This is a genomic window from Nonomuraea sp. NPDC051941, from assembly GCF_044593615.1.
Map to the genome: position 1 here is coordinate 142,976 of NZ_JBIUCF010000002.1, position 24,692 is coordinate 167,667.

Below are 24,692 nucleotides of genomic sequence, written 5' to 3' on the forward strand. Positions count from 1 at the left end.
ACTCCGCTTCAACGGCGAGCTGCGATGGGGTTTCCTTGCGTGCAACGCGATTTATGCTGCGTACATGAAGGGAGCTTGGCTGGATTGGGGGGCCTCGAAGATTCCGGACAGCCGTCTTATGGTCGTAGAGCCTATGCGGCTGTTTGGGCTGTAAGGGACTCGTTGAGTACTTCCAGGGGTGGCCGGTAGCCGAGCGCCGAGTGCAGGCGCCGGTGGTTGTAGAACCCTTCGATGTAGCGGATGACCTGCCGTCGCGCCTTGGCGCGGGTGGTGAAGACGAAGCGGTACAGCCATTCGTTCTTGAGCGCGCTGAAGAACGATTCGGCCATGGCGTTGTCCCAGCAGACCCTGTACCGCTTCAAAAGTCGTCGCAGGGTGCTTCACCTGCAGGTCGGGCTGATGCAGCGGTGTGGGCAAGATTGGTTCTTATGTCTGTCCGTCTCCTGTATCTGATCATGATCCGGGTGTTCGGCTGGCTGGCGCTGCGGGGCCGGAGCGAGGCGGCCAAGGACGTCGAGATCATGGTGCTACGGCATGAGGTGGCGATACTGCGAAGACAAGTCACCCGGCCGAAGCCGGACTGGGCCGATCGAGCGCTCTTATCCGCGCTGACACGACTCCTGCCGCCCGGGCTGCGGGCTCATCGGCTGGTGACGCCGGGCACGCTGCTGGCCTGGCATCGGCGTCTGATCCGACGCCGATGGACGTATCCGCGCCGCTCCGGCCGCCCAAGGACGAGCGAGGAGATCCGAGAGTTGGTGGTGCGCCTGACGCGGGAGAATCCGGCCTGGGGGTATCGCCGGGTGCACGGTGAACTCATCCGGCTCGGCTACCAGGTCAGCGAAGCGACCGTACGCCGGATCCTTCGCAGCCGGCGGGTCGGCCCGGCTCCGCGAAGCACCGACACCTCGTGGAGGACCTTCCTGCGGGCTCAGGCGCACGGTTTGCTGGCCGTCGACTTCTTCCATGTCGACACGGTCCCCTTGAAGCGCCTGTACGTGCTGTTCGTGATGGAAGTCGCCACCCGGCGCGTGCACATCCTGGGTGTGACCGCCCACCCGACCGGAGCCTGGACGGTTCAGCAGGCCCGCAACCTGCTCATGGACCTCGGGGACCGGGTCAGATCCTTTCGCTTCCTCATCCGTGACCGAGACGCCAAGTTCATCGGTGCCTTCGACGCGGTCTTCGCCGGCGCGGGCGTGACGGTGCTGAAGATCCCGCCGCGCACACCGCGGGCGAACTGCTACGCCGAGCGGTGGGTACGCACCGTACGGGCCGAGTGCACCGACCGCATGCTGATCTACGGCGAACGGCATCTGCACTCGGTGCTCGGTAAGTACGTCGATCACTACAACGGGCATCGGCCGCACCAGTTCCGCGCGCAGCGACCACCCGATCACGACGAGCGGACCGCCGTCCCGCTGGAAGGCCGAATCGAACGCCGGAGAGTGCTCGGCGGACTGATCAACGAGTACCACCGAGCCGCGTAGCTGCCCCGGAGAACAACCAGCTCAGGCCCTACGTGATGAGTTTTGAAGCGGTACACCATCATCGTGACAGCGTGTTCAAAACTGCGAGGCTGTTGTGGCCGGAGCGAGCGAGTGCTGTCCGCGCTGGCCCGCAGACTGCGCGATACTGCGGGCCCACCGACTGGTGACGCCAGGGACGCTGCTGCGCTGGCACCGGCGCCTGGCCGCGCGTCATTGGACTCACCCGAACCGCAAGGTGGGACAACCCGTAACCGCCCGGCGATCGTGGCGTTGATCGAGCAGTTGGCACGGGAGAATCCGCGCTGAAGCAGCGCGGCGGCGTAACAACATCGCTCACACGAGCCCTGATAGCTAGGCGCGTGCTGGAGGCAAGCTGGAACTGCTGACGGCCAGGTACGTCTCCGGCGTCGCCGCTTCGAGGAGTCCCCCGTCGTCGTCCAGGTCGAGTTCCGGACCCTGGGGACGGCGTAGCAGATCACCCCAATCGCGTGTCACTCCCTGCTCGTAGGCGTTGCGGAGCAGGAAGCGCAGCCGAGGGCGGGCTTCTTCCTGCTGCTCGCGGAAGATCCGCCACTGGATGAGTCGCTGTTCTTCCTGAGCATCGTCGCTGAGTTCCTGGACATCGGCCGATTGGTCCTCGGCACGCAGCTCCAGGGTGTGCTGGGCGATGGCAAGGTCTTCCTCGTGAAGGCGCTCACAAGCGGCGAACAGCTTCCGGGACATACCGAGGTGCACCTCGGTTCCGGGGATGCGGCAGGTGAGGAAGTCGTCAAGGCCCCAGGAACGGACCCTGGCGCGCAGCGTGTGCCGCTCGGTGTAAGGCGCTACTCCGCGGGCTTCGGCCCGCATGGCACGGGTGAAGTCGTCGTCTTCCAGGGGCGTGATCAGCCCGGAACGCCGACGACGGGACGCGCGGTCAGCGGAAACGAGCACCGTGCGCAATTGCGAGGCGGGAGCGGAGCGCAACGCCAGGTAAGTGAGCATCTGTGCGCGGGCCGCGCCAATGAGCGCGTCGTCGCTCTCGTCGAGATGTTCTTCGAGGTTGCCCGGGCCGACCGCTGACTCATCGTCGCTGTCGAATCCCACTGAGGCGAGCGGCGCCCGTCCTCGGTGCAGGTCGTGGTCGATAGTAAGGAAGAGGTCATCTCCAGGCCGCACGCACGCTCCGACCAGGACGGTGCGGTGGGTGTACGAGCCGAGAATCTTGCTGCCGGCGGTCAGTTGCGCCCACCCCTTGCGGAGCGTGCCGAGGCCCACGTCGCCCCCCTTGGCCTCGATCAGCCAGTACAGGCCCTCTGCCTGGTGCCGCCCCCACAGGTCAGGCAGCTGCTCCTTCGGATCACTGAACGTGTTGCGCAGGGCGGAGATCGGCCCACCAAGTTCGAGGTGCTCGGTCTGACCGAGGCCCAGCAGCGAGCGGCAGGCCCACTCGGCCATCGTCATACCCAGCCGGTAGCCGGCTGCATTCTTCGCGCTGCGCTCGGTGCCGTACGCGTACACCGGGTTCAGGGTCAGACGCCAGCCCTTGGTGCCTCGTACGGGGTACTTAGGCATGACGGGGTGCATGCCGAGATATGCGTACAGCGGCGCAACCCGGGCGACGAGCTCCCCGTGCGCATACCGCGGCTGATTGCGCAAGTGCGGCGTGACGTCGCGTCCGACTTCAATGGCGGCCTTGATGATCTCCCGCCAGGTGGTCGTCGAAACGTACCAGCCGTCGGTCGCCGGGAACCTGCCCGACACCGCCCACATCTCGTGCTTGGCCGTCCGCCACTGCCTCGTGGGCTTCCTCGCAGGTCCGTTACGGAAGAGGACCGGTATGTCGAAGCTGTCGGCGTAGGTGAGCGGCGGCTCGTCAGGGATGTGTGCGGGGATCATGTGGATCACTTTGGCACGACCGGATCGCTTTCGGCACCAGGTATGAGCTTGCCGTCCGGTTCCCAGTGAGAGCCATTCGCTTAGCCCGCGCCCGAGTACAAGCTGGTGATGGTCGAGGCCTACGACGCGGCGACCGAGCCGGGGCGCCAAGGACGCACTGCTGCGACGCGAGGGGCTGTATCACTCCCACATCATCGAATGGCGCAAGGCCTGCCGACGCAGGCGCACTGAACGCGCTGGCAGCCAAGCCGTCCGGCCCGAAGACGGCCAAGAGCGAAGCCGAGGAGAACGAGCGACTGCGGGCGCGGGCGCGGAGAAGTTAGCGTCCACGGGAGTGGTGTACGGGTTTGAACCTGTCCGTCGCCTTGATGCCCGTAAGGGAAGATCGATGTGACATGAGGGCGGCCACTCCGCGATCCTTCACAGCTGTCGAAGGCATAAGAAGGAGAACGAGAAGTGGCCGCTATGGACATTCTGCCTGCTGAGGGCGAGTGGTTCGACGAGACTCTGGCGCAGGCCTCGCCCGACGTGCTGCGCGAGATGGTCGTGCGGATGGCGCAGATGATGATGGACGCCGAGGTCGAACAGCGCTGCGGCGCCGGCTACGGCGAGGTGTCGGAGGCGCGGACGAACTCGCGTAATGGCTACCGGCGGCGCGAGTGGGACACCCGTGCAGGGACCGTCGAGCTGGCGATCCCCCGGCTGCGGACCGGCTCGTACTACCCCGAGTGGTTGCTGGAGCGGCAGCGGCGGGCCGAGCGGGCGCTGGCCTCGGTAGTGGCGACCTCGTATCTGCTGGGCGTCTCGACCCGGCGGGTGGAGAGGCTGGCCGAGCAGCTCGGGGTGACCAAGCTGTCGAAGTCGCAGGTCAGCGTGATGGCCCGGGAGCTGGATCAGATGGTGAGCGAGTTCCGCAACCGGCCGTTGGATGCCGGGCCGTACACCTTCGTGTGGATCGATGGGCTGACGCAGAAGGTGCGTGAGGGCGGGCGGACGGTCAACGTGCACGCCCTGGTGGCGACCGGCGTCAACGCCGACGGCCACCGGGAGATCCTCGGTATCGACGTGGTCTCCAGCGAGGACGGGGCGGGCTGGCTGGCGTTCCTGCGCGGGCTGGTCGCCCGTGGCCTGTCCGGCGTCAGTCTGGTGATCTCCGACTGTCATGCCGGGCTGCGCGACGCGATCGGCTCCACCCTGCCTGGCACCTCCTGGCAGAGGTGTCGCGCGCACTACGCCCGAAATCTCGCGACCTGCGTCCCGAAGGCCGCCCAGCCCTGGATGTCGACCATGCTGCGCACCGTCTTCGAGCAGCCCGACGCAGCCTCGGTGCGCGCGCAGCACCGCCAGGTCGTCCAGGCTCTGGAGGACAAGTACCCCAAGGCCGCCGAGCATCTGGACGAGGCACGCGAGGACATCCTGGCCTTCGCCGCCTATCCCAAGGCCGTGTGGCGGCAGATCTGGTCCAACAACCCGCAGGAGCGGCTGAACAAGGAGATCCGCCGCCGCACCGACGTGGTCGGGATCTTCCCCAACCGTGATGCCATCATCCGACTGGTCGGCGCGGTGCTGGCCGAGCAGCACGACGAGTGGACCGAAGGGCGGCGCTACCTCGGCCTGGAAATCCTCGCCGACTGCCGCAAAGCCGCCGAGCGAAAGGCAAAAGAAGACACCACTGATACCAATGTGACCAATAGTGCTATTGCTGCTAAAATAGGATTCCGATCGCAGAGTGGCCTAATCTCATACACCACGATCTTGGACGCGGCCGCGGAGAAGGCCGAACGCGAGCTGACCAAGACCAAGGCCTCGCTGGAGATCATGGAAAAGTTCCTGATAAGGGCCCTTCGGCACGCCGTACGTGAGTACGAACACTTCTACAACCAGCACCGAGCCCAACCGCCCCGCTGCGTCCCGCCCAGGGCCCAAACACCGATCCAAGCGAATCACCAACCTGACCATACGCCGAAGAGGCCGACTCGGCGGCGTCCTTCACAAGTACCCACATGCCACATGACCTGCACGGAAGGAATTTCAGCAGGCGCAGTGGCGTCTGAGACGCGGAGATCGGCGGCGAGGAACGAACTGCTGCTCATGAAGCGGAGGGCGCCAATGTCCGTAATGGCGGCGGTTTGCTACTCGATAATGCTTTCGGCCGGTCGAGGCGGTGATGGGTTCGGTTGTATTCCGAATCTCACGAGTAGTTCTGCCGGGATAGGGCGGATTTTACTGTAGTCGCGTTCGTCATTTTCAAGGGGCGAGGGTTCTCTCGCCGGGCGTCGTACCTGGCGCAGTCCATGCCAGAGAGATCTCGCGCTGCCCTTGCCCGTGTTGCCGACTCGCGGTCGTTGCCGGTTTCGCTGCCGGGGCACACTGAGGGCGCGCGTTCCAGTGGCCTTGCGCGCGAAGTGGATGCTGACGATGAGTGCGATCACTGCGACCAGCAGGCTGAGGACGGACGCGACCTTATCAGCGACGTCGAGGGGGCCTAGCCAGGAGGGCATGAGGGCAGTCCTTGAAAGGTCATGGGATGAGCAGGTTGATGGCGATATTGCATCCCAAGCGATGCGGGTGTGTCTCGTATATGGCTCAACTGTGTTCGCCCACTTTTCATGATCATTAAAGATGCCTACCGATAATCACATCCGCCCCGGTCACGACCATGTGAGGGTTTCGCGTGGCGGCGCGAACTCCAGCCTGTCCCTCTCGAAAACGCGGTTTCGCACTGTGAGCTGGGGCTTCCATGCGCGATCGAGACTGCGCTTGCGACCGTCGCAAGGTGTTGGTCTTGCCCCCTGGTGTGCCTGCCGGCCAGCGCGTGAGCTTCCCCGTTCGCCGGACACTTGACCTGGGGACACCCCTGATCGAGTGCGAGCCCTAGCTGGCGCGTCTGTCGTCACGCACCGTTGAGAGCGGAGGTGGGACAGATGACAAAGACTCGTGTGCAGGTCAGCGGGCGATGCGGCTGTGTGGATGCGGAAACGGGACGTCAGCGAGGCGTGACCTGTCCGCGTCTGCCAGCGGACGACGATCATGGCAGCTGGTATTTCGCGGTACAGGTACACGGCCTGGACGGGCAGCGGCAGCGCGTCCGCCAAGGTGGTTACGCCGACCCCGAGGAAGCACAAGCGGCAGGCCGCGCCTTGGCCACCGCCGACCACGACGGCGCGGGGGCCGGATGCACGCTCGGAGAGTGGCTGGCACGCTGGCCGGCCAGCAAGGACGCCCTGCGTCCGTCGACCCGACAGGGCTACGCCACGCACATCTGCCTCTACCTCATCCCACAGTTGGGACGGATCCTGCTCCACCGACTCAGCTCCCGCGACGTCAACGGACTGCTCGCGGCGCTGGCGTCCCGTCCCTCGCCGACCGGTCGCCGGCTGTCGCCCGCTACCGTGGTGCGGATCCACGCCACCTTGCGGACCGCGCTGAACGCGGCGGTGCGCGCCCGGCTGATCCCGGTCAACCCGGCCAACGGCGCCGAACTCCCCCGTCCCCGCCGACCGCACCCGGTCGTCTGGACCGCCGGGCGGACGGCCCGCTGGCAGCAAGCGGGAGAACGTCCGGCGGTGGCGGTCTGGACCGACCAACAGCTCGCGGCGTTCCTGACCGGCGTCGCGCAGGACCGCCTGTACGCCGCCTGGTGGCTGGCCGCGCTGCGCGGTCTGCGTCGCGGTGAGCTGGCCGGGCTGCGCTGGACGGACGTCGACGTGCAGGCTGCGGAGCTGACGGTGGCGCAGCAGCGGGTGCACGCCGACGGCCAGGTCGTGGTCGGGCCGCCGAAGAGCGCCGCCAGCTGCCGGGTGGTGGCTCTGGACGCGGAAACCGTGCGGGTGCTGAGACGGCACCGCGAGCGGCAAGAGGAACTGAGCGCGAGGGCGGGCACACGCTGGCGGGAGTCGGGATACGTGTTCACCACCGCAACGGGTGCGGCTCTGCGGCCGGACTACCTCACCGGCCGGTTCCGCCGGCTGGTGACCGCCTCCGGACAGCCGCCCATCCGGCTGCACGATCTACGCCATGGCGCCGCCACGCTGGCGCTGGCCGCGCGCACCGACCTGAAGGTGGTGCAGGCGATGCTGGGGCATGCCAGCATCGTGCTGACCGCCGACACCTATGTCTCGGTGCTGCCGGAGGTGGCCCACGAGGCGGCCCGGGAAACGGCCCGGCTGGTGCTGAACGCCGCATCCGCGCTGGGGCGGCCGCTCAGCGGCTGACTCAGCTTTGCCTCACATTTGCCCCATGCCGCCCCAGCGCACGGGCGCGGCATGGGTTTGCGCAGGTGGAGTAGCGCGCCCTGCAGGATTCGAACCTGCGACCGTCGGATTAGAAGCGGGGCGTACGAGCACGCACCGAGCACGGCGGCGCCCTACCGGCCCACCGTACTATCGTCGCCTCAGCGGCGCTTGGACTTGCCCTGCCGATAAAGAGCCCTTCGGCCAAGCTCGTGACGCGGTGATCGGTTCACGGGGTGAGATTGAGCGGTGTGGTGGCCATCTCACGGGCGCGTGGCTGTGGTGTTTCACGTGGAGGAAGGTTGAGACTGAAGCGGCGGCGCAGGACGACTTCGACGGCGGGTAGCGGGTTCGATGGGCTTCAGTAGAGGTTCCCGGTGGCGGCGGCTGGCCCTCGCGTTGACGGCGTTGAGCGGCCTGGCTGCAGCTCCAGCCGTACTGCTGGCCTTGAAGCTCACCCAACCCTGGGCGGTCGCGCTCGCGGCGATCGGCTCAGCAATGATCGTTTCTGGCTCGGCCCTATGGTGGGAACGGACAAAGAGGCTCGCTCAGCACAGCGATGAGCAGGTTCTGAAAGTTCAGGACGGCTGCCTTGCTCTGGCGGACGGATCGCTCCCCCGGGTGAGTGCCATGGAGGACCCTGTACCCCTGGGAGTTCACCCAGCCGGGCATCGTGAACACAGTGCCAGATCGAACGTTACCCCCGGCGACGCTAACGAGCAGCCACGAACAGTACCCGTTTACATTCCACGAGACATTGACGACGACCTGCGGGAACTGCTGGCACGAGGGGGATTCGTTCTGGTCGTCGGAGACTCGACCGCCGGAAAGTCCCGTGCTTCCTGGGAGGCAGTGCGAGCGACTCTCCCGGAGCACACGATCATCGCGCCTGTGGACCGAGACGCGGTTCGCGCCGCCGTCTCCGTCGCATCCGAGCGGCGTCGCTGCGTGCTGTGGCTCGACGACGCAGAGGGCTACCTGGGCAAGGGCGGACTGCGCCGCAATGACGTGCAGCGCCTCGTCAGCGGAAAAGACCATCACCGCGTCATCGTGGCCACGCTGCGAGCGGCCGAGGAAGAACGGCTGACAGCGCATTCGGCGGAGGAAGGACGGCAGGCCGCCAAGGACGTGGAGGAGACTCTCTCGCAGGCTCACCGCATCTACCTGCCCAGGATGTTCAGTGCCTCGGAGCGGGAACGCGCCCGCGCGAGGGACTGGGATCCGCGTATCGCTCAAGCACTCGATCATGCTGATGACTACGGGATTGCGGAATACATAGCAGCGGGACCCGAGCTACTCCGCGACTGGCAGAACGCCTGGAGCCCGAACACAGAACACGGTGCGCCCACCCACCCACGAGCGGCAGCGCTCATCAGCGTGGCGGTCGAACTGCGGCGAGCAGGACATTCCGCCGCCATTCCTCGCGCCCTGCTTGAGCAGTTTCACGAGCACTATCTCTCAGCCCACGGCGGATCGAAGTTACGACCAGAGCCCCTGCCAGCCGCTTGGGAGTGGGCAACCAAGCCGCGGCGTGCCACCACCGCGCTTCTGCAGCCTGTAGACCGTGAGCGGGTCGAGGTGTTCGACTACCTAGTCGACATCGTTCAGCGCACTGCCGGTCCGGGTCACGAGGTTGCCGCGAAGGTCCTGCTCACCGCGCTGCCCAACTGCTCTCCTTCCGATGCGGACGCCATCGCCACCACTGCCTACAACCAAGGCCGTTTCGAAGTCGCGGTGGCCGGTTGGCAAGCCGCCGGCGTCCTTCCTCAGGAGACCGCTGCGGATACCCTCAACAGGCGCAACAACCTGGCCCGCGCGCTACGTAAACTAGGGCGGCTACACGAGGCGGAGGCCGAGCATCGCGCCGTGATTGCTGAGCGCACTCGTATCCTCGGGCCACGACATGCGGACGCACTGATCAGCCGCGACAACCTCGCCAACGTCATACGTGATCTCGGCCGTCTGGACGAGGCCGAGGCTGAGCACAGGCACGCGTTGGCGGAACTGACTGACGTTCTCGGCCCCGAGCATTCGTTCACTTTGTTCAGCCGGGACAACAGGGCTGTCACCCTGCGCCTGCTCGGGCGCTTGCAGGAGGCCGAGGCGGAGCACCGATGCGTGGTGCAGATTCGTACCCGCCTCCTCGGTCACGATCACCCCAACACCCTGGTCAGCCGGGACAACCTGGCCGCCACGCTATGTGATCAAAAGCGGTTCACCGAGGCTGAAGCCGAGTACGAGGCGGTCCTGCGCAGCCGCATTCGCGTACTGGGCGAGGGCCACCCGTACACCGCGGCCACCAGGGAGAGCCTCGCCGCGCTCAGGGCCCAGGAAAAGAACGTCTCGCCCGAGTAGACCATCTCCTCCCGCAGACTGTCCCGAACAGAACCGTCGGTGAGCAACGCCATCACCACTGCTCGCCGGGTTTGATTACGCCGCGCGCCGAGACCAAGCGGGGCCCAGGTACACAGGTTGAATGCGTAGAGTCTTAAGGTCGTGACGGATAGCGCTCGGTGCGATACGACCGTGGTATGCGGTACGGGCAAAGGGGTGGGTACACGCCTGCCGAGCAGGAACGGCGGGAGCGTGTACGGCTGCAAGCGGCCGAGTGGTTCGAGGCCGGTGAATCGACCAAGACGGTCGCCGTACGGTTACGGGTGCACGAGCGGTCGGTGACCCGCTGGCGCAAGGCCTGGCGCGAGGGCGGGACGCAGGCCCTGCGCTCCAAGGGGCCGGTTTCGAAGGAGAAGCTGTCGGCCCGGCAGTGGCAACGGTTGGAGGCCGAGTTACGGCGCGGGCCGCTGGCCTGGGGATACGACGAGAACCAGTGCTGGACGCTGGCCCGGGTCAAGACGCTGATCGGTCGGCTGTTCCACATCGGCTACACCATCGAGGGCGTGGGCAAACTGCTGCGTCGCCACGGCTGGTCGGTCCAGGTCCCGGTGCGGCGGGCTCTGGAGCGGGACGAGGAGGCCATCGCCGCCTGGAAGGAGCAGGTGTGGCCGGTGGTAAAAGCACCGCGGCGGACCTGGGCGCCTACCTCTGCTTCGAAGACGAAGCCGGGCAGGGACTGAGGCCACCGAAGGGACGCACCTGGGCGCCGGTCGGCGCCCGTCCGGTGGTGACGGTCCGCGGCAAGGGCTCCGGCCGGGTCAACATGGCCGGCGTTGTGGCCTACCGGGACGGCGAACGCCCGCACCTGTTCTACCGCCTGCACATCTACCGCGGCCGCAAGGGCGAGCCCAAGTCGTTCTCCTGGATCGACTACCGGGACCTGATCGTGGCCACCCACCAGCACCTGGGCGCACCACTGGTGTGGTGCTGGGACAACCTGAACGTGCATCTGGCCGGCCAGCTCGCCGAGTTCGCCGCCGAGCACGCCGACTGGCTGCGCATCGTGCAGTTACCCGCCTACGCTCCCGAACTGAATCCTGTCGAGGGTGTCTGGTCCCTGCTCCGCCGGGCCCTGGCCAACTTCGCCGTCGCCGACCTGCCTGGACTCGTCAGGATCGTCAAACGCAAACTGAAGAAGATCCAGTACCGGCCCCATCTGCTCACCGGCTGCCTGGCCCAGACCGGGCTCACCCTCGATACCCCGGCAAACCCATGACCGACCCTACGAATTCAACCTGTGTAGCCGACGGGACATTACGCTGGCCATCACCCAATAAGGGGCTGGTACAACCTGTACCGCTTGCACTGAAGCCTGGACTACCGTAGCCCTGCTGACTACGAGATCACCCAAGCGGCGTGACCACCACGCCGAGGTGTCTGCCTAAGCGGAACAAACTCACTATCGAGTCGTTTTGAGGGGGACCACAATGGCTGGAATGCTGTACTACCCGCTCATCAACCCGCCGCCGGCCGTGCTCCACCACGCCATTCTGTACTGGGACGAGATCGCGACCATCGTTCCTGAGACGGATTACGAGCGCTACCTGCATCGCCCGCTGAGGCAAGTCGACGACGCGGGCCTGTACCGGCCTGTCACCTTCAGCTCCCATCAGATGATGATCCGGGACCTGTTCAGCGACCGTCCCCGCGACCTGGAAAGCGACGACAACGCATACGACGAGCCAGCGCACACTGCTGAGGTCTTGCGGGAGTTGCGCCGGTCCGTGCCGCTCGACGACCTGCTGCCGCCTCGCACGGTGACCGACAGGGATAATTCGCTGCTGTGGCCGATGAAATTCCGCACTGCCCTGGTCGATGCGCTCGTAGATGACGGACTTGCCCGCTGGCATGCACCCAAATACCGGCGCCTGGTGGTTTCTCCGGCGTTGCAGACGTGTCTCCTTGGCATGCAGGCGGGGCTGATAGCAGCTCAAACGAACGCAGGCATGGACGACGTTAGAGACCAGGGCAGGGTCAGAAACCTCATCCCCCACACTGACCGTGCCGAGGTCTGGCGCTTCGTTCATGACGCCGACAGGGAAGACAGGATGTCAGCTCGGTATCCAATCAGATCAAACCGTACTGACGCCCTCCTGCTCGAAGTAGGACGTCTGCTGCCGTCCCCCGGCTCGAACGCCTCCACCGACGCCGTGATCGCTTTCCGGAACCGCTACAACGACGAACGCGTCCGTCTCATCGTCGCTCTGCACCGCCTCATCCGCGAAATTTACCGGCAGCCTGCCCGATCAGAAGGCGGCAGCGATGTCGACGCACTCGCCGACCTGTTACTCGGCATGCGACTCGAGCTCGACCAGGCGCAGCGGGACATGGACAAAGCCGGCCGCGCAGTCGGCATGGAGTGGGTGCGCCGCTCCGTCTCCGTCATGATCGCTGTAGGGGGCGCCGCAGCTGCATACGCATCCCAAGACTGGGAGTGGCTGCTCGGTGTGCTCGCCGGTATCGGCGTCAACGTTGCCACCAACCGCACCCACGAAGGATGGCGTGACAACCAGTTCTCCTACCTGCACCGCGTCGACAAAGCACTCACAAGCGGCCAGTAGAGGCAGCCGACGTGTCGGGCAGGGCAGCAGTTGGAAGACGTGGTGATAAGACGGTCTCCGAACAGCGCCGGGATTGCTCGCTCAACCACGCCACTAACCGAGCAGATAACGCCCCGACCAGCCCGCCTTGCCCCACCAAAGGCAAAGGGGACATCGGCCCACGCAACGCCTTCTCAAGGCTCGGTAGGCAACGATGAGCACGCGCATGACACCGGCGCCGCAAGCTTTCAAGAGCTGATCGGAAGGTTACGGGCATGGGCGCGAGCCGAGGCTCGGAGACCACTCAAGTACGGATGAAAATCGTGACGGCGGTTCTGATCCAAGTTGAGGGGAAGGTCCAGCTGAGCGATCAGTGCGGACTCTCCCGTCCAAGGCTCGTCATGACGGCGAAAGGCTAGCTTGACGGCCTGGGGAGGTCCCGGTAACTCAGCGCGAAGCTGCACAGCCAACTCCAAGATCGTCCTGCTGCGGTCCGTCCAGTCGATCTCCATCGTTCTCCAGGCGCCTAGCACCTGTAGTCCGAGTGAACCGTGCCAGGCTGGCAATCCGATGATCCCGTCAAACTCGGGCACACCACAGCGCCACCAGAGTAGGGCCGAAGTTGGCCAGGGACGCGCGTAGTCGCCATCGAAGTTCTCGATGGGGCTATCGAGGTCGAGCGCCCCAAACAGAGTGGCGTCGGCGGCCAACCTGGCCGCCAGGGGGCCCTGGTGTTGTGCGGTTGGAGTCGCGTGAGGTATGGCCTGAGGATCGTCGGCTTGTAGCTCAACCTTCACACCACCGCTCTGCCTGGTTGCCTCCCGAGACGTGGCAGTGAGCTGTTGTGCCCCGCCGTCCGAGAATCCCGAGTGAGGATCCTGGGCAGGCGCGAATTCCCTAGCAATAATCCCATTTCGCGTCGGTGAAGGAGTTCACGCCAAACCAAGCGTTGGGGCGACTCCGCGTTTCCGGGACGCCCCACGCTCTGGCCCCCAAGCGGGTGCGGCGTCGGCCTCCCAAGATGCAGCCGAACGGTGACCGTGAAGGGCTGCTGACTATCGTGTGAGCAAACACCGCGCCATTCCATTGCCTGTATCAATGCGCATATGCCTGCCGCCTACCGAGTAGTAGGCGGCAATCCTACCCATATTTGGTCCACTTTCAATCAGTTGACCAGACATACGGTCGACCCTGCCGTTAGCGCTGGCGGTCCAACCCGGGCTATCGCTCGTCGCCGGAAATTCGCTCGTCCACTTATACGTACCATCGTCGTCAATAACGATCTCAAGATCCCAAATGGCTCCTGTCCCGACCTTCGTGCAGGTACCTCTCCAGTCTCCAGACAACCCTGTTGCAGTCCTCGGAGCCGGAAAAGTACCGCTTGAAGAAGTCACGTTCGGTCGATATGCGCTCATTGCCGCCTGAACGAACGCTGGAACGTGATCGTCATAAACACCAAAATCTCCCACCACACCATAAGCGAGATCGACCACCTTATGCCCAACCTTGATTGCCTGATCATCGGGCGCAACGATGCCCGCACTATGGATGTCATTGAGGAACTGCTCATCACTCGAAGCCGGCCCGGATGAACCTCTGGCTGGCTGATATGCGCTCATTGCCGCCTGAACGAACGCTGGAACGTGATCGTCATAAACACCAAAATCTCCCACCACACCATAAGCGAGATCGACCACCTTATGCCCAACCTTGATTGCCTGATCATCGGGCGCAACGATGCCCGCACTATGGATGTCATTGAGGAACTGCTCATCATCCGGATCATGCACGGAAGGCAGGGTCGCGCCCCCTACAGACATTGCCGACGCGCCGCCATTCGCCTGTGCTGTTACATGCAATCCGATCAGGCCGACAACAAAGAACGTTGCCACACTCATCATCAACCAGGTATATCTGATCAATCGAGGAAGCATTGTCCTTCACCCCTCGCCATAGAGACGATTAGATGCCACGCCACATGATCCGCGATATCGACGAGCGTCCAGTGTCCGAATGGATCAAGCCGTAAAGATCGAGCACGGCGGCGAAGGAAACCCTTCAGCCGGGCTCTCCGCGCCAACCCACACGCTTCCTTAATAACACTGCATCAGTTGGCGGCTATCAGATCAACCTGGGCGGGGTGAATATTGCCCCAAAGAGCCGACAAGCATGCTCCTTCCGCGTCGGGATGGTGCGATGCGTGAGCCGTCACACATCGCCAGCAGCCGGTGGCCGCTGCGGGCCGGCAGCGCCCACAGCCCGAAGCCCATCGCTACCACGATCGGCTGCAGGATCAGGATCAGGACGACCGTCACAGGCCCGAACAGGGTCTCCTCCATGCCGCCGACACAGCTGCCATCCATGATCGTGATCGAGTACTCGGTCGTCCCGTCGGAGAGGTTCACCAGGAGCATCGCCTGGGGAATGCTCACCAGCACCAGGGCGACGTCCCCACATGACCAGCGGCCACCGCCAGCGCAGCGGAAGCTCACGCCGCCCCTCTTTGTGGATGGCCGGCCGAGCGCCAGCAGCAGCGCCGCCGCGGCGAGGCAGGCGACGGCGAGCAGCAGCAGGTCGTCGGAATCCCAGGGCAGGAATCGCAGAGCCCCGCGGTAGGCCCAGGCACCGAAGTCGGCCGGTCCGCCGCTGGCGTTCTCGATCGCGAGATAACGCTAGAGCTCCTCCTCGCTCAGCCCACCGACCCTGGCGATCAGCGGCGACGGCGACGGCGAACAAGGCCAGCAACGCGGCGCCCAGCCGCGACGCTCACCGCCGACGGAGCAACACCACGACGGGCACGACCAAGAGCGCGGCGACGATCACACCGATGACGACGCTGCAGCGCATGCTCGCCGCCGTCCCGCTCACCGGCGACGAACGGGCCGCCGTCGACAACGGCCACGCTGCCCTGGACCGGCTGCTCGACCAACTCGCCGACGTCCCCACCCCCGCCGGGTCCACGCCCCGGCAAATCGGCCCCCTGGCCCAAGCAACCCTACAAGCAGGCCATCGAGATCAACCGAAGGCCGACCTAGTCAGGCTGCGCGCACCGGCTCAGCCGGTGCCGCACGAAGCCTGGATGGGCAACGCCGACATCGATGCTGTTCTGAGCTCTTTCCATCGTGACGGCACTGGTCAGGATGGGTCTGCGAAGAGCGGTGGCGGCTGAGAGGAAGCTCCCGATAAGACAGCAGTCGACCAAGATCCGATGCCCCAACCGGGAGCCTCGTTGCTGTCTTACCGTGCCTCGATTCCACTGTCCAACCACACCCTGATCCGCCTGGCCGAGCTCATCCGCATCCGGCAGGTCGAACGCCGCTCCCGGTGGCGGAAGTTAGACTCGGCCCAGCAAGCCCTGCTGGTCCTGGCCCACCTGCGCAACGGCGACACCTACGCCCGCTTGGCCGACGGCTTCGCCATCGGCACCACCACGGCCTGGCGTTACATCCGCGAAGCCGTCGATCTCCTGGCCGCCCTGGCCGACGACGTGCACGCCGCCGTGGAGCGCGCATCTCGGCTGGCCTACACCATCCTCGACGGCACCCTCATCCCGATCGACCGCCTCGCCGACGAGCGACCGTACTACAGCGGCAAACACAAGCAGCATGGAATGAACGTGCAACTGCTGGCCGACCCCGTCGGCCGACTGGTGTGGGCCTCACATGCGCTGCCGGGCGCCACCCACGACGTGACCGCCGCTCGGACGGTCGGCCTGATCAACGCCTTGACCAGCGCCAACGTAAAGACCTTTGCGGACAACAAGGGCTATCAAGGTGCGGGCGGCACGATCCGCACACCCTTCAAGCGGCATCCCCATCGGCCCTGGTTGTCGCGCTGGCAGCGGGACGTCAACCGCGCCCACGCCCGTATACGAGCCATCGGCGAGCGGTCCGTCGCGACCTTGAAGTCCTGGAAGGTGCTGACCAAGCTGCGCTGTTGCCTGCATCGCACGACCGCGCTGGTGCAGGCGATCCTCGTGCTGCAACTGGTGGAAGAAGGCCGCTACTCAGGATGAAAAGGGCTCGTTCCAGCAACTGCGACTCTGCTGCCGATCACCGCTGTCAACCAGGACAAGGAGCGATGAAGGGACAAAACAACCGACTGCAAGCCGCGAAGCTGACCAACGTGATAATAGAACCCCATGATAGGAGCGGCCTTTTGGCGCATAGCAGCTGGTGTCGCATGCTTCCTGATCGTTGTGCTCGGCACTCTCACGCTGCTGCCGCACCTGCTCTACCCGCCTTTGACCGATACCCAGCTCAACGGAGTGAAAGGCGCTGATACCCGCATTCAGCTGCAACAGGCACAGTCTCAGCTGCAGAACAATGCACGCTCTACTCTCCTCCAGGCTGTCGCTGGCTTGCTGGTCGTCGCGGGTGCGGTGGCGACTTGGCGGCAGGTCCAAGTCAACCGCGAAGGACAGATCACCGAGCGATTCACCCGGGCTGTCGACCAACTCGGGAGTGACAACACCGACGTCCGCGTCGGCGGTATCTACGCACTGCGACGCATCGCTGACAACTCCCCGTCGGATCGCAACACAGTCCAGTTCATCCTCGGAGCGTTCATTCGCACCCATGCAGCCTGGCCGGTCGGCATGCCCGATGGCCCCGAGCATCCGACCACCACGGTGGATCAACATCTGCCCTGGCTGCATGTTCGGGCCCCTGACATTCAGACTGCCATGGACGTGCTGGGAAATCGTCCCACGTCGCCAGAAGCGCGAAGACTCTACTTATCTCGCGTGGACCTACGCAGTGTCCAACTGGACGGGGCGCGCCTGATCGGCACACAGCTACGCCACGCCAATCTTGCGCGGGCCTGGCTACGCGGCGTACGGCTGGATCATAGCGACCTCAAGTCGACTGACCTCCGGCAGACGAATCTCGAGAACGCCAGCTTCGTAGAGTCCAACCTCCGTGGTGCTCATCTGGAGGGTGCAAATCTGAGGGGAGCCGACTTCAGTAGGGCTGACCTGCGCGGGGCTGATCTTCGCGGCGCCGATCTCACCGACGCCACACTGGTCGGCGCACTGGTCGACGCCACGACAGCCTGGCCGCTCAACTTCGACACCAACCACCTTCCCCACGCCGGAATACACCTCATCAACGACGAGAGTGAGCCGTCAAACACCGCAATCGAGTAGAACTCGACAAGTCAGATTCCGCAGAAAGGGACGACAGATCGGTGGGCAGATAGCGCCACGAGCAGCCCGAGCGCACCACGCACAGCATCGCGTTAACGTTCTATGCCGCAGCCGCCCTAAGGAGGCCCCGGCTTCTACAAGCACACCCGCGTCTGAAGAGCGAGAACGCCTTCGCCTGGTCGCGGACGCTCATCTAAACCAAGGGCAAGGCCATGATGAAGGGTGCCGAGTTGAGGCGTGGCAGGCCCTCCTCGACGAGCTGGGCTACGACGTCGACGTGGATGGCCTGTATGATCCCGGCTCCACCACAGCGACCAAGAAGTCCCAGACCAAGGCCAAGGTTCTCGTCACCGGCACCGTGGACAAGACCACGTGGCAGGCCGGCCGGAAGGCGGCCGCGGTGAAGTGACCGGCTGACTGATCCCCCTCTTCTACGTAGCAGCACTCGCCTACACTGCGCGGAGGACGGCTACGGCCCTGCGCAACACCGACCTGATCGAGCAGAGCGACTTGGTAGACGGCACCATGGTCCGCTTTGTCGGCTTCCCGGCCGACGCGGTGTGGCCGCTCGTATGGGTGGCCGTGGAGGTCACCGGCCGCCCACCCACGATAGACCGCAAAGATCCGTCAGCGCCTGGCCGACCGCGAGATGCGGCTCGCCCAGCGGACCGGCGGATCGCCAAGCTCGAACGCGGACTCGGCTTGCAGGAGTAGTGTGCCGCTGGCGGCCGCCCTGGCTGGAAGGCGCCACCAGCTTGATGACGATGCCCTCGGACATCCAAAAGCCCGGCTTCGGGAGGCTCCTCGGGCACCGAGGGCTTCGCGTCCTTCTTGAACAACCCAGGGCGTGTCTACCCAGTGACACTGGCAGGATGTCAGGCCTGTTGGGTCAGCGCATCGCGCAGCCCTGCGGTGAACAAATCGCACGAGAAGGCCTCCCGGCGAGTTGTATATCCGGGCAAGTCCACAGGGCCCAGCGCCCGCTCGAACTCCCGTCCCGTGCGTCGAGCGAGCACGAGAGTGACCGTCGGTTCGCTGGACGCCTCGGTCCTGTGCACGACGTCTGCGGGCATCTTGTAGATACTTCTCGCGCTGTACCGCTCCTTACGCTCCTTTTCTACCGTGACCAAGGTCTCGGTAGGAGTGACCCGGTCCATCGCACCGTCCCCGCGAATGTTGAAGATCCTGAAAACGGGCGACATCGCACTGGCTGCGTCGGCCACCTCGGCCACTTTGATTTCGACGTTCTCAAGAGCGCCGCAAGCAACGTAGCTGAAGAGGTCCCAGGTATGGTCGTGCATCGGAGACACCTCATTGGCTGTTAGACGCCGACGCTGAGCGACAGACGGCCACAGATGGAGACGCAGCGTGGCGTCCCTCCAGCGAGCGAGCGGAACGTACAGGAATCCGAGCGGATGCACGAGTGGCTCCAGGTCGTGGCACCCTTGCACGACCTCGTCGAGCAGTCTGGCACAGGCATGTTCGAGAGGGCCGAGCTTCTGCGCCCGGAGGAGTTCTGCTATCTCCGAAAGGTCGGCTTGGCCGCCCGTTGGGAACACGGGTCTCCCTAAGATGTCACACTGTGCTGCGCGTCAGCACAGGCGAAGATCGCGATACGCAGGCTTACCTTAGAGGACAGACGCGTCCGGTACACCGGCATCAAGCAAAACATTAAGCTACATGCCCACTACCCTCCGTAGGGGTTCGACGGAGTGAGCGCCTGCTGGACGATATAGGCGACTTCCTCGTCCGTGTACAGCCTCAGAGACAGACCGATTCGGTCGAAGAGGTACCTGGTCTCGTCAATCCCGGGCACGTCGGCCAGTGGCGCGTCCGTTGCAGCCAGGTTCATCGCACGGCCTTGGCGAAAGCTGACTGACAGGTGGGTGAGGTAGTCTGCGTGCAGTTTCGTACGACTTCGAATCCGGTAGGCTGGCCAGCTTTTGTCGCGTACGGTTATGAGCAGGCATTCTTCGCATCGATCAAAACGCTGATTCGACCATACAGATGACAGCGAGAGCTCGATTTCCAGTAGCGATCCTCGATTGTATCGGAGTGCCGCAAGGATTGTCGCCAGACAGCTGAGCTGAACATTCCTGCCGGAGCCTTCGCCATTGTTCTGCGGCCATAATTCATGTGCGATCTGCTGCTGATATCTTGCATAGGAGTCACAGAGCTCAAAATTTGTCGGATCCAGGATGTCGACGCGCACGCGAATAGGCCTGCTGCGCAATCTTGATAGCCGGGCCAGTTCAGGTAAGGTTTTCGCGCGCAGATACGTCCCGGTGCCACCCTTGAACTCCCAGAACGCGCAGGACCGCCGGGCCTCAGCGAAGGCTCGTCCGATGGCCGCACCAACCAGGACCTCCACCTCGGTCATGCCCCGTAGCAGCTCCCGCACGGGAGACAACTCGCTGCCCACGTCACGCAGTTCCCGCAACTTGCCCAATGTCTCATCCAACTCATGGACTAACTCCGAGAACTTGGCGGTGATCGACTCCGTGCTCTCCTGTTTGCGCCAACGATCTCGCAGCAGCGAGAAGGCAAGGACAGCCAGAGTCACCAGAATCGCATTGTTCACCACTTCAGCAGAGACGACATCGGCCACTCCCAGGACACTGACCACTATCGCGAGCAAGAGTGCGAGTATGGTGTCGGCTTGTTCCTTGACGCGAGCAAACCACCGCCGCATGGCCACCACCCGGGAAGATCGTGAGAGCGCGACCTCTCTATAGAACTTCTACCCATAGGCGCCATCAGCCAGACATGAGGTGCTTTTCACATTGGGCGCGCGAGTCGCAAACATTCCAGCAATCACCGACACCCCTTTTCGATCACGCTTTTAGCTGCCCAAGATCTGTACAGGACTAGAAGAACAACTATCTGGACACACCGCCACCCCGGGCTACCTGTCCGAGTTGCGGGCCGGCCGCGGAGCGAGTGCACGGCCGCTAGTAGCCCAGATCGTGCTCTTCCATCAAGGCCGCAGGGCCCGGGCGTGTCCTGGTGTTGCGCATGCGGCGCAGTCGGCGGGCGGCGTGGGCGTGCTCGGCGGCGGCGATGGTCTGGTGCGCCGCCCAGCAGCGTGGATGCCGGGCCAACTCGCCCTGAATCCGCCTATGCCCCCCAGGTCGGGTTCTCCCGAGCCATCCGCACAACTGAGTGCCTTGACCGGCGGGCGGGCGCCGGGCCGTCCCGGGCGCCGCCTGTCGGTGGAGGTCCACTTGTGTCCGGGTACGACCTCGCTCGGGAGATGACGTCGTACCCGGACACGTGTAGGCGAGAACTGGCCATAGGGAGATTCCGGATGAAGGCGATTGTGGTGACGGACGAGGCCGCGGGAACGGCCGGGATGACGCTGGTGGAACGGCCCGAGCCGCAGGCAGCGCTGAACGACGTCGTCGTTCAGGTTCCTGCGTCGGGATTCGTCCCGACCGAGATGGCATGGCCCTCGACCTGGACCGATCGCCTCGACCGTGACCGAACACCGTCGATCCCCGAGCACGAGCTGGCCGGAGTGGTCACCGCTCTCGGCTACGGCACCACGGGCAGATCGGTGGGACAGCGGGTGCCGCAGGTTCGAAGCCTGCCGAAGGCACGCTTCTCAACCAGGCAATTTGCCCTCTGACCCGCGGTTTCCCTGCCGCAAGTCTTTTGCTTTCCAGACCCTGAATAGGTCGCCGAGGGCACCCGCATGCAGCCGTAAGCCCTTGATCACGGGATATACGGGATGATCTTGCCGGCGTTTTCCCAGCTAAATGCAGCCGTGACGTCTTGCGCCATCCACATGGCGGCGCTCGCCTACGCCCAGCGTCGTCCCATCTGACACTCCAGACCAATCCGGGCGATTCGGTTGCTGCCGCGGATACTGCACAGTCCAATGACTCCCATCTTGAACCCCCGAGTTAGGTCGACGCGCCCGAAGGAGTACCTATGACCCGGGAGCAACTGGAACAGGCCCTGCGCCGGGCAGAGCAACTCACCGATCAGGTCAGGCCCGCACTCGACCGCGTGGCCGCGCTCATGGGCCAGAACATCTGGACAGGCCCAGCCGCACAGCGTTTCGCCGACGAACTGGCCGCCCAGCGCCAGGCCATCAGCAGGGGCTGCACTGGCGTCGTGGACGAACTGCGGGCGTTATTAGCCCGCACGCCAGCCGACCGCCCGGGCTAGCCATGAGCCAGCTGGAGGGCATGGTCCCCGATGGCGTCCGCGCGTTGAAAGACGCCTTACACCAGGCCGAAGTCTCGCTGGACGTCATCGGCGAAGAGTTGTGGAACATCCTGCGCGGGGCCTGGCTGCCAACTGCCTCAGCCGACACCATCCGCCAGACAGCCGCGTGGGCCGGCGGCCAGGGCCCCGAGATCAACAGGCGACTGGTGCTCCTGGAGCGCATGGAACTGGCCAGGCCGGAACTGTTCGGCGCGGGCAAGCCACCGATCTCCGTCGACGAGGCCATACTCGCTCCCGGTGCGCCCCTGCCCACGACAGGCAACGTATGGGACCGCATCGGCCAGGAACTCCAGGACATCTTCGACCCGAACCTGGTATCTGCCAACCCGATGGCCGAGCAGGCCAAAGGAGCCGTGGAAAGCGTCGCCGGACTCGGCCAACTGGTCATCGACTACTCCCCCACCCGCGCAGCCATCGACTTCATGGGCTGGCAACGCAGCGTCAACGACCTGACTCAGTCCCTGATGACCGCCATCCAGAACCCAGCCGAATTCGGCAAGGCACTACTGGACTGGGACACCTGGGCCTCCAACCCCGACCGAGCCTTCGGCCGCCTCATCCCCGACATCCTCGCCGCCGTCGCCTCCGCAGGCTCCAGCAGCACCGCCTCAGCCGGCGCCCGAGTTGTAGGAACACTAGGCAGAGCCGCTAAGAGCACGTTCCGCCGCAAACCGTCCACCTCTACCTCTACCTCCCTGATGCCCGGCAGGCTTGCCGACGACGTCGGAAAGGGACCCAAGCGCTCCGACGGCATCGGCGCGGAACCGCCATCCGCAGGTGCAGGCGGGACCGGCTCGGCACCTCACCCCGGAACCCGCTACGGACCGCTGAACCCTGGCCCGCTCGCCGACAAACCGGATCTCATGACTACATTCAGAAGCAGCAGCTATTGGACGGTCACGACCACCAAACCGGTCACCCTCTACCGAGTCTACGGTGGCACCTCCAAGGAACTGGGAGCATACTGGACCACGGTCAAGCCCTCCGGCCCCGTCCAATCCATCCTCGACAGCGCCCTGTTCACAAAGTGGGGGAACACAGCGACGAAATGGGTGGAGATCCGAGTACCTCCTGGCATCACCTACTACGAGGGCATCGCTGCCGAACAGGGCGGCCTAGCCGGCGGCGGCAGTCAAGTACTCATCACACAAAAGGTAGATCCGAACTGGATCGTCGACCGTGGCGAGTTCCCCAAGAGGCAACATGACTGAACACTACGACGAGATCCATGGATTCCGTAGCCCTGGAGAGTTCGCCCGCTTCCAGAAATGGCTCAGCACCGCGATCAAGAACGGGGACTTCGAAGAGATTCCCGTGGAGTCACGGTACGGCAACATAGAGAACTTCGAAGAGAGATGGTTCCGTGATTTCACTGGCGTGGTGTGGCGCCTTGTCTCACCAGAGCCGCCGTTCATGGGCGTCTTCCTGATCGTTTATTAAGAAGACACCTTGATGTCGTCACACCCGGCCGTTCGGGATCTACAGGGGTCCATAATGCCCGAATTCATGAAATTGCTCCAAACCGGTCTCAGCTGCCGACAAACGCCCACGTCAGCGAGAGTGCCTACTACGACCTCTACGTCATGCTCGATATCTACTCGCGCTATGTCGTGCACTGGGAGGTCCATACCCGCGAGAACGCGGAGCTGGCCGAGCAGTTCATCGCCGCGGCTGTCAGGCCAACGGCGGCCAGACGCCCGCGCATGTGCACGCCGACCGGGGCACCTCGATGCCCCTCCAAGCCGGTCACCGCGCTGCTGGCCGAGCTGAACATCGCGCAAAGCCACAGCCGGCCGCGGGTGTCCAACGACAACCCCTACTCTGAGGCGCAGTTCCGGACGCTGAAGTACTGCCCGGCCTTTCCCGAACGCTTCGGCTTCCTTGCTCACGCCCGCGCCTTCTGCGCCGAGTTCTTCGCTTACTACAACCACGAGCACCGGCATTCCGGCATCGGCCTGCACACCTCGGCCTCGGTCCATTTGGGCACCGCGGGCCAGATCCGGGCCGAGCGCGCCCGGACCCTCCAGGCCGCCTACGCCGCCAACCCCGGCCGGTTCCGACGCAGGCCCGCCCCGCCCAGCCTTCCCACAGCCATCTGGATCAACGAGCCCGTCAAGGAGGAAACCAGCCCCGATACAGAACAAGTCACCTGGAACGTCTCAAACGGTTTGACAGTCACCGAATGCGCCAACGCTCAGTTAGTGAACCGAAGTGGGGACAGGCTAAGCCGGTCATCCGTTATAGAAGGTGCCGATGTGTGGTGCGGAAGCCCCTGCAAACCGCGGAAAAATGAGGTATCTCGGATTGAGGAGTCGTCCGCAGAACCAGCCTAGGAGGAATCATGCTCACCGAGGCGTTAGCTGCGTTGGCAGCCGCTGCGGGGACGGGGGTGGTCACCGCCATGACCACGGATGCGTGGGAAGAGATCAAGACGCGTTGTGCCCGTCTGCTAGGGCGTGGGGATGCCGATGGCGAAAAGCGGCAGGTGGCCAGGCTAGAGCTGGCACGTCGGGAACTTCTCGCCGCCCAGGATCACGAGCAGACACAACGGGAGCAGCAGGCGGTATGGACGACGCTCCTACGAGAGTTGCTGGAGGACCAACCGGATAGCGAGGAACAAGTGCGCGAGTTGATGGTGTTCATCGCCGAATGGACGCCGCTCTCCTCAGCGGTGTGCCCACCACAAATCAACGCCCAAGCGTACGGTCACGCTCAGCAAGCTGTGCAAGGACAGGGCGTGCAGAACGTCACTTTCGGCCAGCCTCGCATCTAAACGAGC

At 64.5% G+C, this 24,692-nt stretch carries 21 protein-coding genes and 2 pseudogenes; 17 read left to right on the top strand and 6 right to left on the bottom strand.

Annotation, left to right across the window (positions count from 1 at the left end; translation table 11 throughout):
- Nucleotides 1–131: 131 nt before the first annotated feature.
- Nucleotides 132–356, bottom strand: a pseudogene (locus ACIHFD_RS04565) (integrase core domain-containing protein); the annotation flags it as partial.
- A 72-nt stretch (nucleotides 357–428) separates the two neighbouring features.
- On the opposite strand from ACIHFD_RS04565, the gene ACIHFD_RS04570 reads away from it, so the two are divergent.
- Nucleotides 429–1,490, top strand: a complete 1,062-nt coding sequence (locus ACIHFD_RS04570; protein ID WP_397365588.1) for an integrase core domain-containing protein — start codon at nucleotides 429–431, stop codon at nucleotides 1,488–1,490.
- Nucleotides 1,491–1,841: 351 nt separating this feature from the next.
- Here ACIHFD_RS04570 and ACIHFD_RS04575 read toward each other — a convergent pair whose 3' ends face one another.
- The gene (locus tag ACIHFD_RS04575) at nucleotides 1,842–3,368 is read right to left on the bottom strand and encodes a hypothetical protein (RefSeq protein WP_397365589.1); all 1,527 of its coding nucleotides are present in this window, start codon (nucleotides 3,366–3,368) and stop codon (nucleotides 1,842–1,844) included.
- Between the two features lie 465 nt (nucleotides 3,369–3,833).
- Between ACIHFD_RS04575 and ACIHFD_RS04580 the strand changes: the two are divergent.
- From ACIHFD_RS04580 to ACIHFD_RS04605, 6 genes and pseudogenes are all read left to right on the top strand, one after another.
- Nucleotides 3,834–5,075 (top strand): annotated as a pseudogene (locus tag ACIHFD_RS04580) (IS256 family transposase); the annotation flags it as partial.
- Between the two features lie 1,289 nt (nucleotides 5,076–6,364).
- Nucleotides 6,365–7,582 (top strand): tyrosine-type recombinase/integrase, encoded by a 1,218-nt coding sequence (locus ACIHFD_RS04585; RefSeq protein WP_397365590.1) that lies wholly within the window; start codon nucleotides 6,365–6,367, stop codon nucleotides 7,580–7,582.
- A 465-nt stretch (nucleotides 7,583–8,047) separates the two neighbouring features.
- Nucleotides 8,048–9,955 (top strand): tetratricopeptide repeat protein, encoded by a 1,908-nt coding sequence (locus ACIHFD_RS04590; RefSeq protein ID WP_397365591.1) that lies wholly within the window; start codon nucleotides 8,048–8,050, stop codon nucleotides 9,953–9,955.
- A gap of 176 nt (nucleotides 9,956–10,131) precedes the next feature.
- A complete protein-coding gene (locus ACIHFD_RS04595; protein WP_397365592.1) occupies nucleotides 10,132–10,674 on the top strand; it encodes a winged helix-turn-helix domain-containing protein in 543 nt (180 codons plus the stop codon).
- Complete coding sequence (locus tag ACIHFD_RS04600) at nucleotides 10,599–11,210, top strand: transposase (protein WP_397237150.1); 612 nt, start codon at nucleotides 10,599–10,601, stop codon at nucleotides 11,208–11,210. The genes ACIHFD_RS04595 and ACIHFD_RS04600 overlap by 76 nt, the downstream gene beginning before the upstream one ends.
- 220 nt (nucleotides 11,211–11,430) lie before the next feature.
- The gene (locus ACIHFD_RS04605; protein WP_397365593.1) at nucleotides 11,431–12,555 is read left to right on the top strand and encodes a hypothetical protein; all 1,125 of its coding nucleotides are present in this window, start codon (nucleotides 11,431–11,433) and stop codon (nucleotides 12,553–12,555) included.
- Between the two features lie 1,034 nt (nucleotides 12,556–13,589).
- Here the strand turns inward: ACIHFD_RS04605 and ACIHFD_RS04610 are convergent.
- Complete coding sequence (locus ACIHFD_RS04610) at nucleotides 13,590–14,456, bottom strand: DUF732 domain-containing protein (protein WP_397365594.1); 867 nt, start codon at nucleotides 14,454–14,456, stop codon at nucleotides 13,590–13,592.
- Nucleotides 14,457–14,660: 204 nt separating this feature from the next.
- Nucleotides 14,661–14,966 carry a hypothetical protein gene (locus ACIHFD_RS04615; protein WP_397365595.1) on the bottom strand — a complete coding sequence of 102 codons (306 nt, stop codon included), beginning with the start codon at nucleotides 14,964–14,966 and terminating at the stop codon, nucleotides 14,661–14,663.
- A gap of 395 nt (nucleotides 14,967–15,361) precedes the next feature.
- On the opposite strand from ACIHFD_RS04615, the gene ACIHFD_RS04620 reads away from it, so the two are divergent.
- The 4 genes from ACIHFD_RS04620 to ACIHFD_RS04635 all read left to right on the top strand — a co-directional run bounded on the left by ACIHFD_RS04620 (nucleotide 15,362) and on the right by ACIHFD_RS04635 (nucleotide 18,089).
- Entirely contained in the window at nucleotides 15,362–15,703 is a 342-nt protein-coding gene (locus ACIHFD_RS04620; protein WP_397365596.1) for a hypothetical protein, read from the top strand.
- A 60-nt stretch (nucleotides 15,704–15,763) separates the two neighbouring features.
- On the top strand, nucleotides 15,764–16,549 hold the full coding sequence (locus ACIHFD_RS04625; RefSeq protein ID WP_397365597.1) for a transposase family protein: 786 nt from the start codon (nucleotides 15,764–15,766) through the stop codon (nucleotides 16,547–16,549).
- Between the two features lie 183 nt (nucleotides 16,550–16,732).
- On the top strand, nucleotides 16,733–17,680 hold the full coding sequence (locus tag ACIHFD_RS04630; RefSeq protein WP_397365598.1) for a pentapeptide repeat-containing protein: 948 nt from the start codon (nucleotides 16,733–16,735) through the stop codon (nucleotides 17,678–17,680).
- Nucleotides 17,652–18,089, top strand: a complete 438-nt coding sequence (locus tag ACIHFD_RS04635) for a peptidoglycan-binding protein (RefSeq protein ID WP_397365599.1) — start codon at nucleotides 17,652–17,654, stop codon at nucleotides 18,087–18,089. The genes ACIHFD_RS04630 and ACIHFD_RS04635 overlap by 29 nt, the downstream gene beginning before the upstream one ends.
- Before the next feature lie 466 nt (nucleotides 18,090–18,555).
- On the opposite strand, the gene ACIHFD_RS04640 is transcribed toward ACIHFD_RS04635, so the two are convergent.
- Both ACIHFD_RS04640 and ACIHFD_RS04645 read right to left on the bottom strand, forming a co-directional pair.
- Entirely contained in the window at nucleotides 18,556–18,981 is a 426-nt protein-coding gene (locus tag ACIHFD_RS04640; RefSeq protein WP_397365600.1) for a hypothetical protein, read from the bottom strand.
- A gap of 386 nt (nucleotides 18,982–19,367) precedes the next feature.
- Complete coding sequence (locus ACIHFD_RS04645; RefSeq protein ID WP_397365601.1) at nucleotides 19,368–20,381, bottom strand: hypothetical protein; 1,014 nt, start codon at nucleotides 20,379–20,381, stop codon at nucleotides 19,368–19,370.
- Nucleotides 20,382–20,987: 606 nt separating this feature from the next.
- On the opposite strand from ACIHFD_RS04645, the gene ACIHFD_RS04650 reads away from it, so the two are divergent.
- From ACIHFD_RS04650 to ACIHFD_RS04675, 6 genes are all read left to right on the top strand, one after another.
- Nucleotides 20,988–21,308: an alcohol dehydrogenase catalytic domain-containing protein gene (locus tag ACIHFD_RS04650; protein WP_397365602.1), complete on the top strand. Its 321-nt coding sequence runs from the start codon at nucleotides 20,988–20,990 to the stop codon at nucleotides 21,306–21,308.
- A 305-nt stretch (nucleotides 21,309–21,613) separates the two neighbouring features.
- Nucleotides 21,614–21,853, top strand: coding sequence for a hypothetical protein (locus ACIHFD_RS04655; protein ID WP_397365603.1), 240 nt, complete (start codon nucleotides 21,614–21,616; stop codon nucleotides 21,851–21,853).
- A gap of 2 nt (nucleotides 21,854–21,855) precedes the next feature.
- Nucleotides 21,856–23,124 carry a hypothetical protein gene (locus ACIHFD_RS04660; protein WP_397365604.1) on the top strand — a complete coding sequence of 423 codons (1,269 nt, stop codon included), beginning with the start codon at nucleotides 21,856–21,858 and terminating at the stop codon, nucleotides 23,122–23,124.
- Nucleotides 23,117–23,353, top strand: coding sequence for a hypothetical protein (locus ACIHFD_RS04665; RefSeq protein WP_397365605.1), 237 nt, complete (start codon nucleotides 23,117–23,119; stop codon nucleotides 23,351–23,353). Before ACIHFD_RS04660 ends, ACIHFD_RS04665 begins: the two co-directional genes overlap by 8 nt.
- The gene (locus tag ACIHFD_RS04670; protein ID WP_397365606.1) at nucleotides 23,296–24,246 is read left to right on the top strand and encodes a transposase; all 951 of its coding nucleotides are present in this window, start codon (nucleotides 23,296–23,298) and stop codon (nucleotides 24,244–24,246) included. The genes ACIHFD_RS04665 and ACIHFD_RS04670 overlap by 58 nt, the downstream gene beginning before the upstream one ends.
- 8 nt (nucleotides 24,247–24,254) lie before the next feature.
- Nucleotides 24,255–24,686: a hypothetical protein gene (locus ACIHFD_RS04675; RefSeq protein ID WP_397365607.1), complete on the top strand. Its 432-nt coding sequence runs from the start codon at nucleotides 24,255–24,257 to the stop codon at nucleotides 24,684–24,686.
- Nucleotides 24,687–24,692: the final 6 nt, after the last annotated feature.

Coding starts and splice junctions, on each gene's coding strand:
- ACIHFD_RS04570 (WP_397365588.1), top strand. CDS start 429: ATGTCTGTCCGTCTCCTGTATCTGATCATGATCCGGGTGTTCGGCTGG.
- ACIHFD_RS04575 (WP_397365589.1), bottom strand. CDS start 3,368: ATGATCCCCGCACACATCCCTGACGAGCCGCCGCTCACCTACGCCGAC.
- ACIHFD_RS04595 (WP_397365592.1), top strand. CDS start 10,132: ATGCGGTACGGGCAAAGGGGTGGGTACACGCCTGCCGAGCAGGAACGG.
- ACIHFD_RS04605 (WP_397365593.1), top strand. CDS start 11,431: ATGCTGTACTACCCGCTCATCAACCCGCCGCCGGCCGTGCTCCACCAC.
- ACIHFD_RS04620 (WP_397365596.1), top strand. CDS start 15,362: ATGACGACGCTGCAGCGCATGCTCGCCGCCGTCCCGCTCACCGGCGAC.
- ACIHFD_RS04640 (WP_397365600.1), bottom strand. CDS start 18,981: ATGCACGACCATACCTGGGACCTCTTCAGCTACGTTGCTTGCGGCGCT.
- ACIHFD_RS04650 (WP_397365602.1), top strand. CDS start 20,988: ATGAAGGCGATTGTGGTGACGGACGAGGCCGCGGGAACGGCCGGGATG.
- ACIHFD_RS04655 (WP_397365603.1), top strand. CDS start 21,614: ATGACCCGGGAGCAACTGGAACAGGCCCTGCGCCGGGCAGAGCAACTC.
- ACIHFD_RS04660 (WP_397365604.1), top strand. CDS start 21,856: ATGAGCCAGCTGGAGGGCATGGTCCCCGATGGCGTCCGCGCGTTGAAA.
- ACIHFD_RS04665 (WP_397365605.1), top strand. CDS start 23,117: ATGACTGAACACTACGACGAGATCCATGGATTCCGTAGCCCTGGAGAG.
- ACIHFD_RS04675 (WP_397365607.1), top strand. CDS start 24,255: ATGCTCACCGAGGCGTTAGCTGCGTTGGCAGCCGCTGCGGGGACGGGG.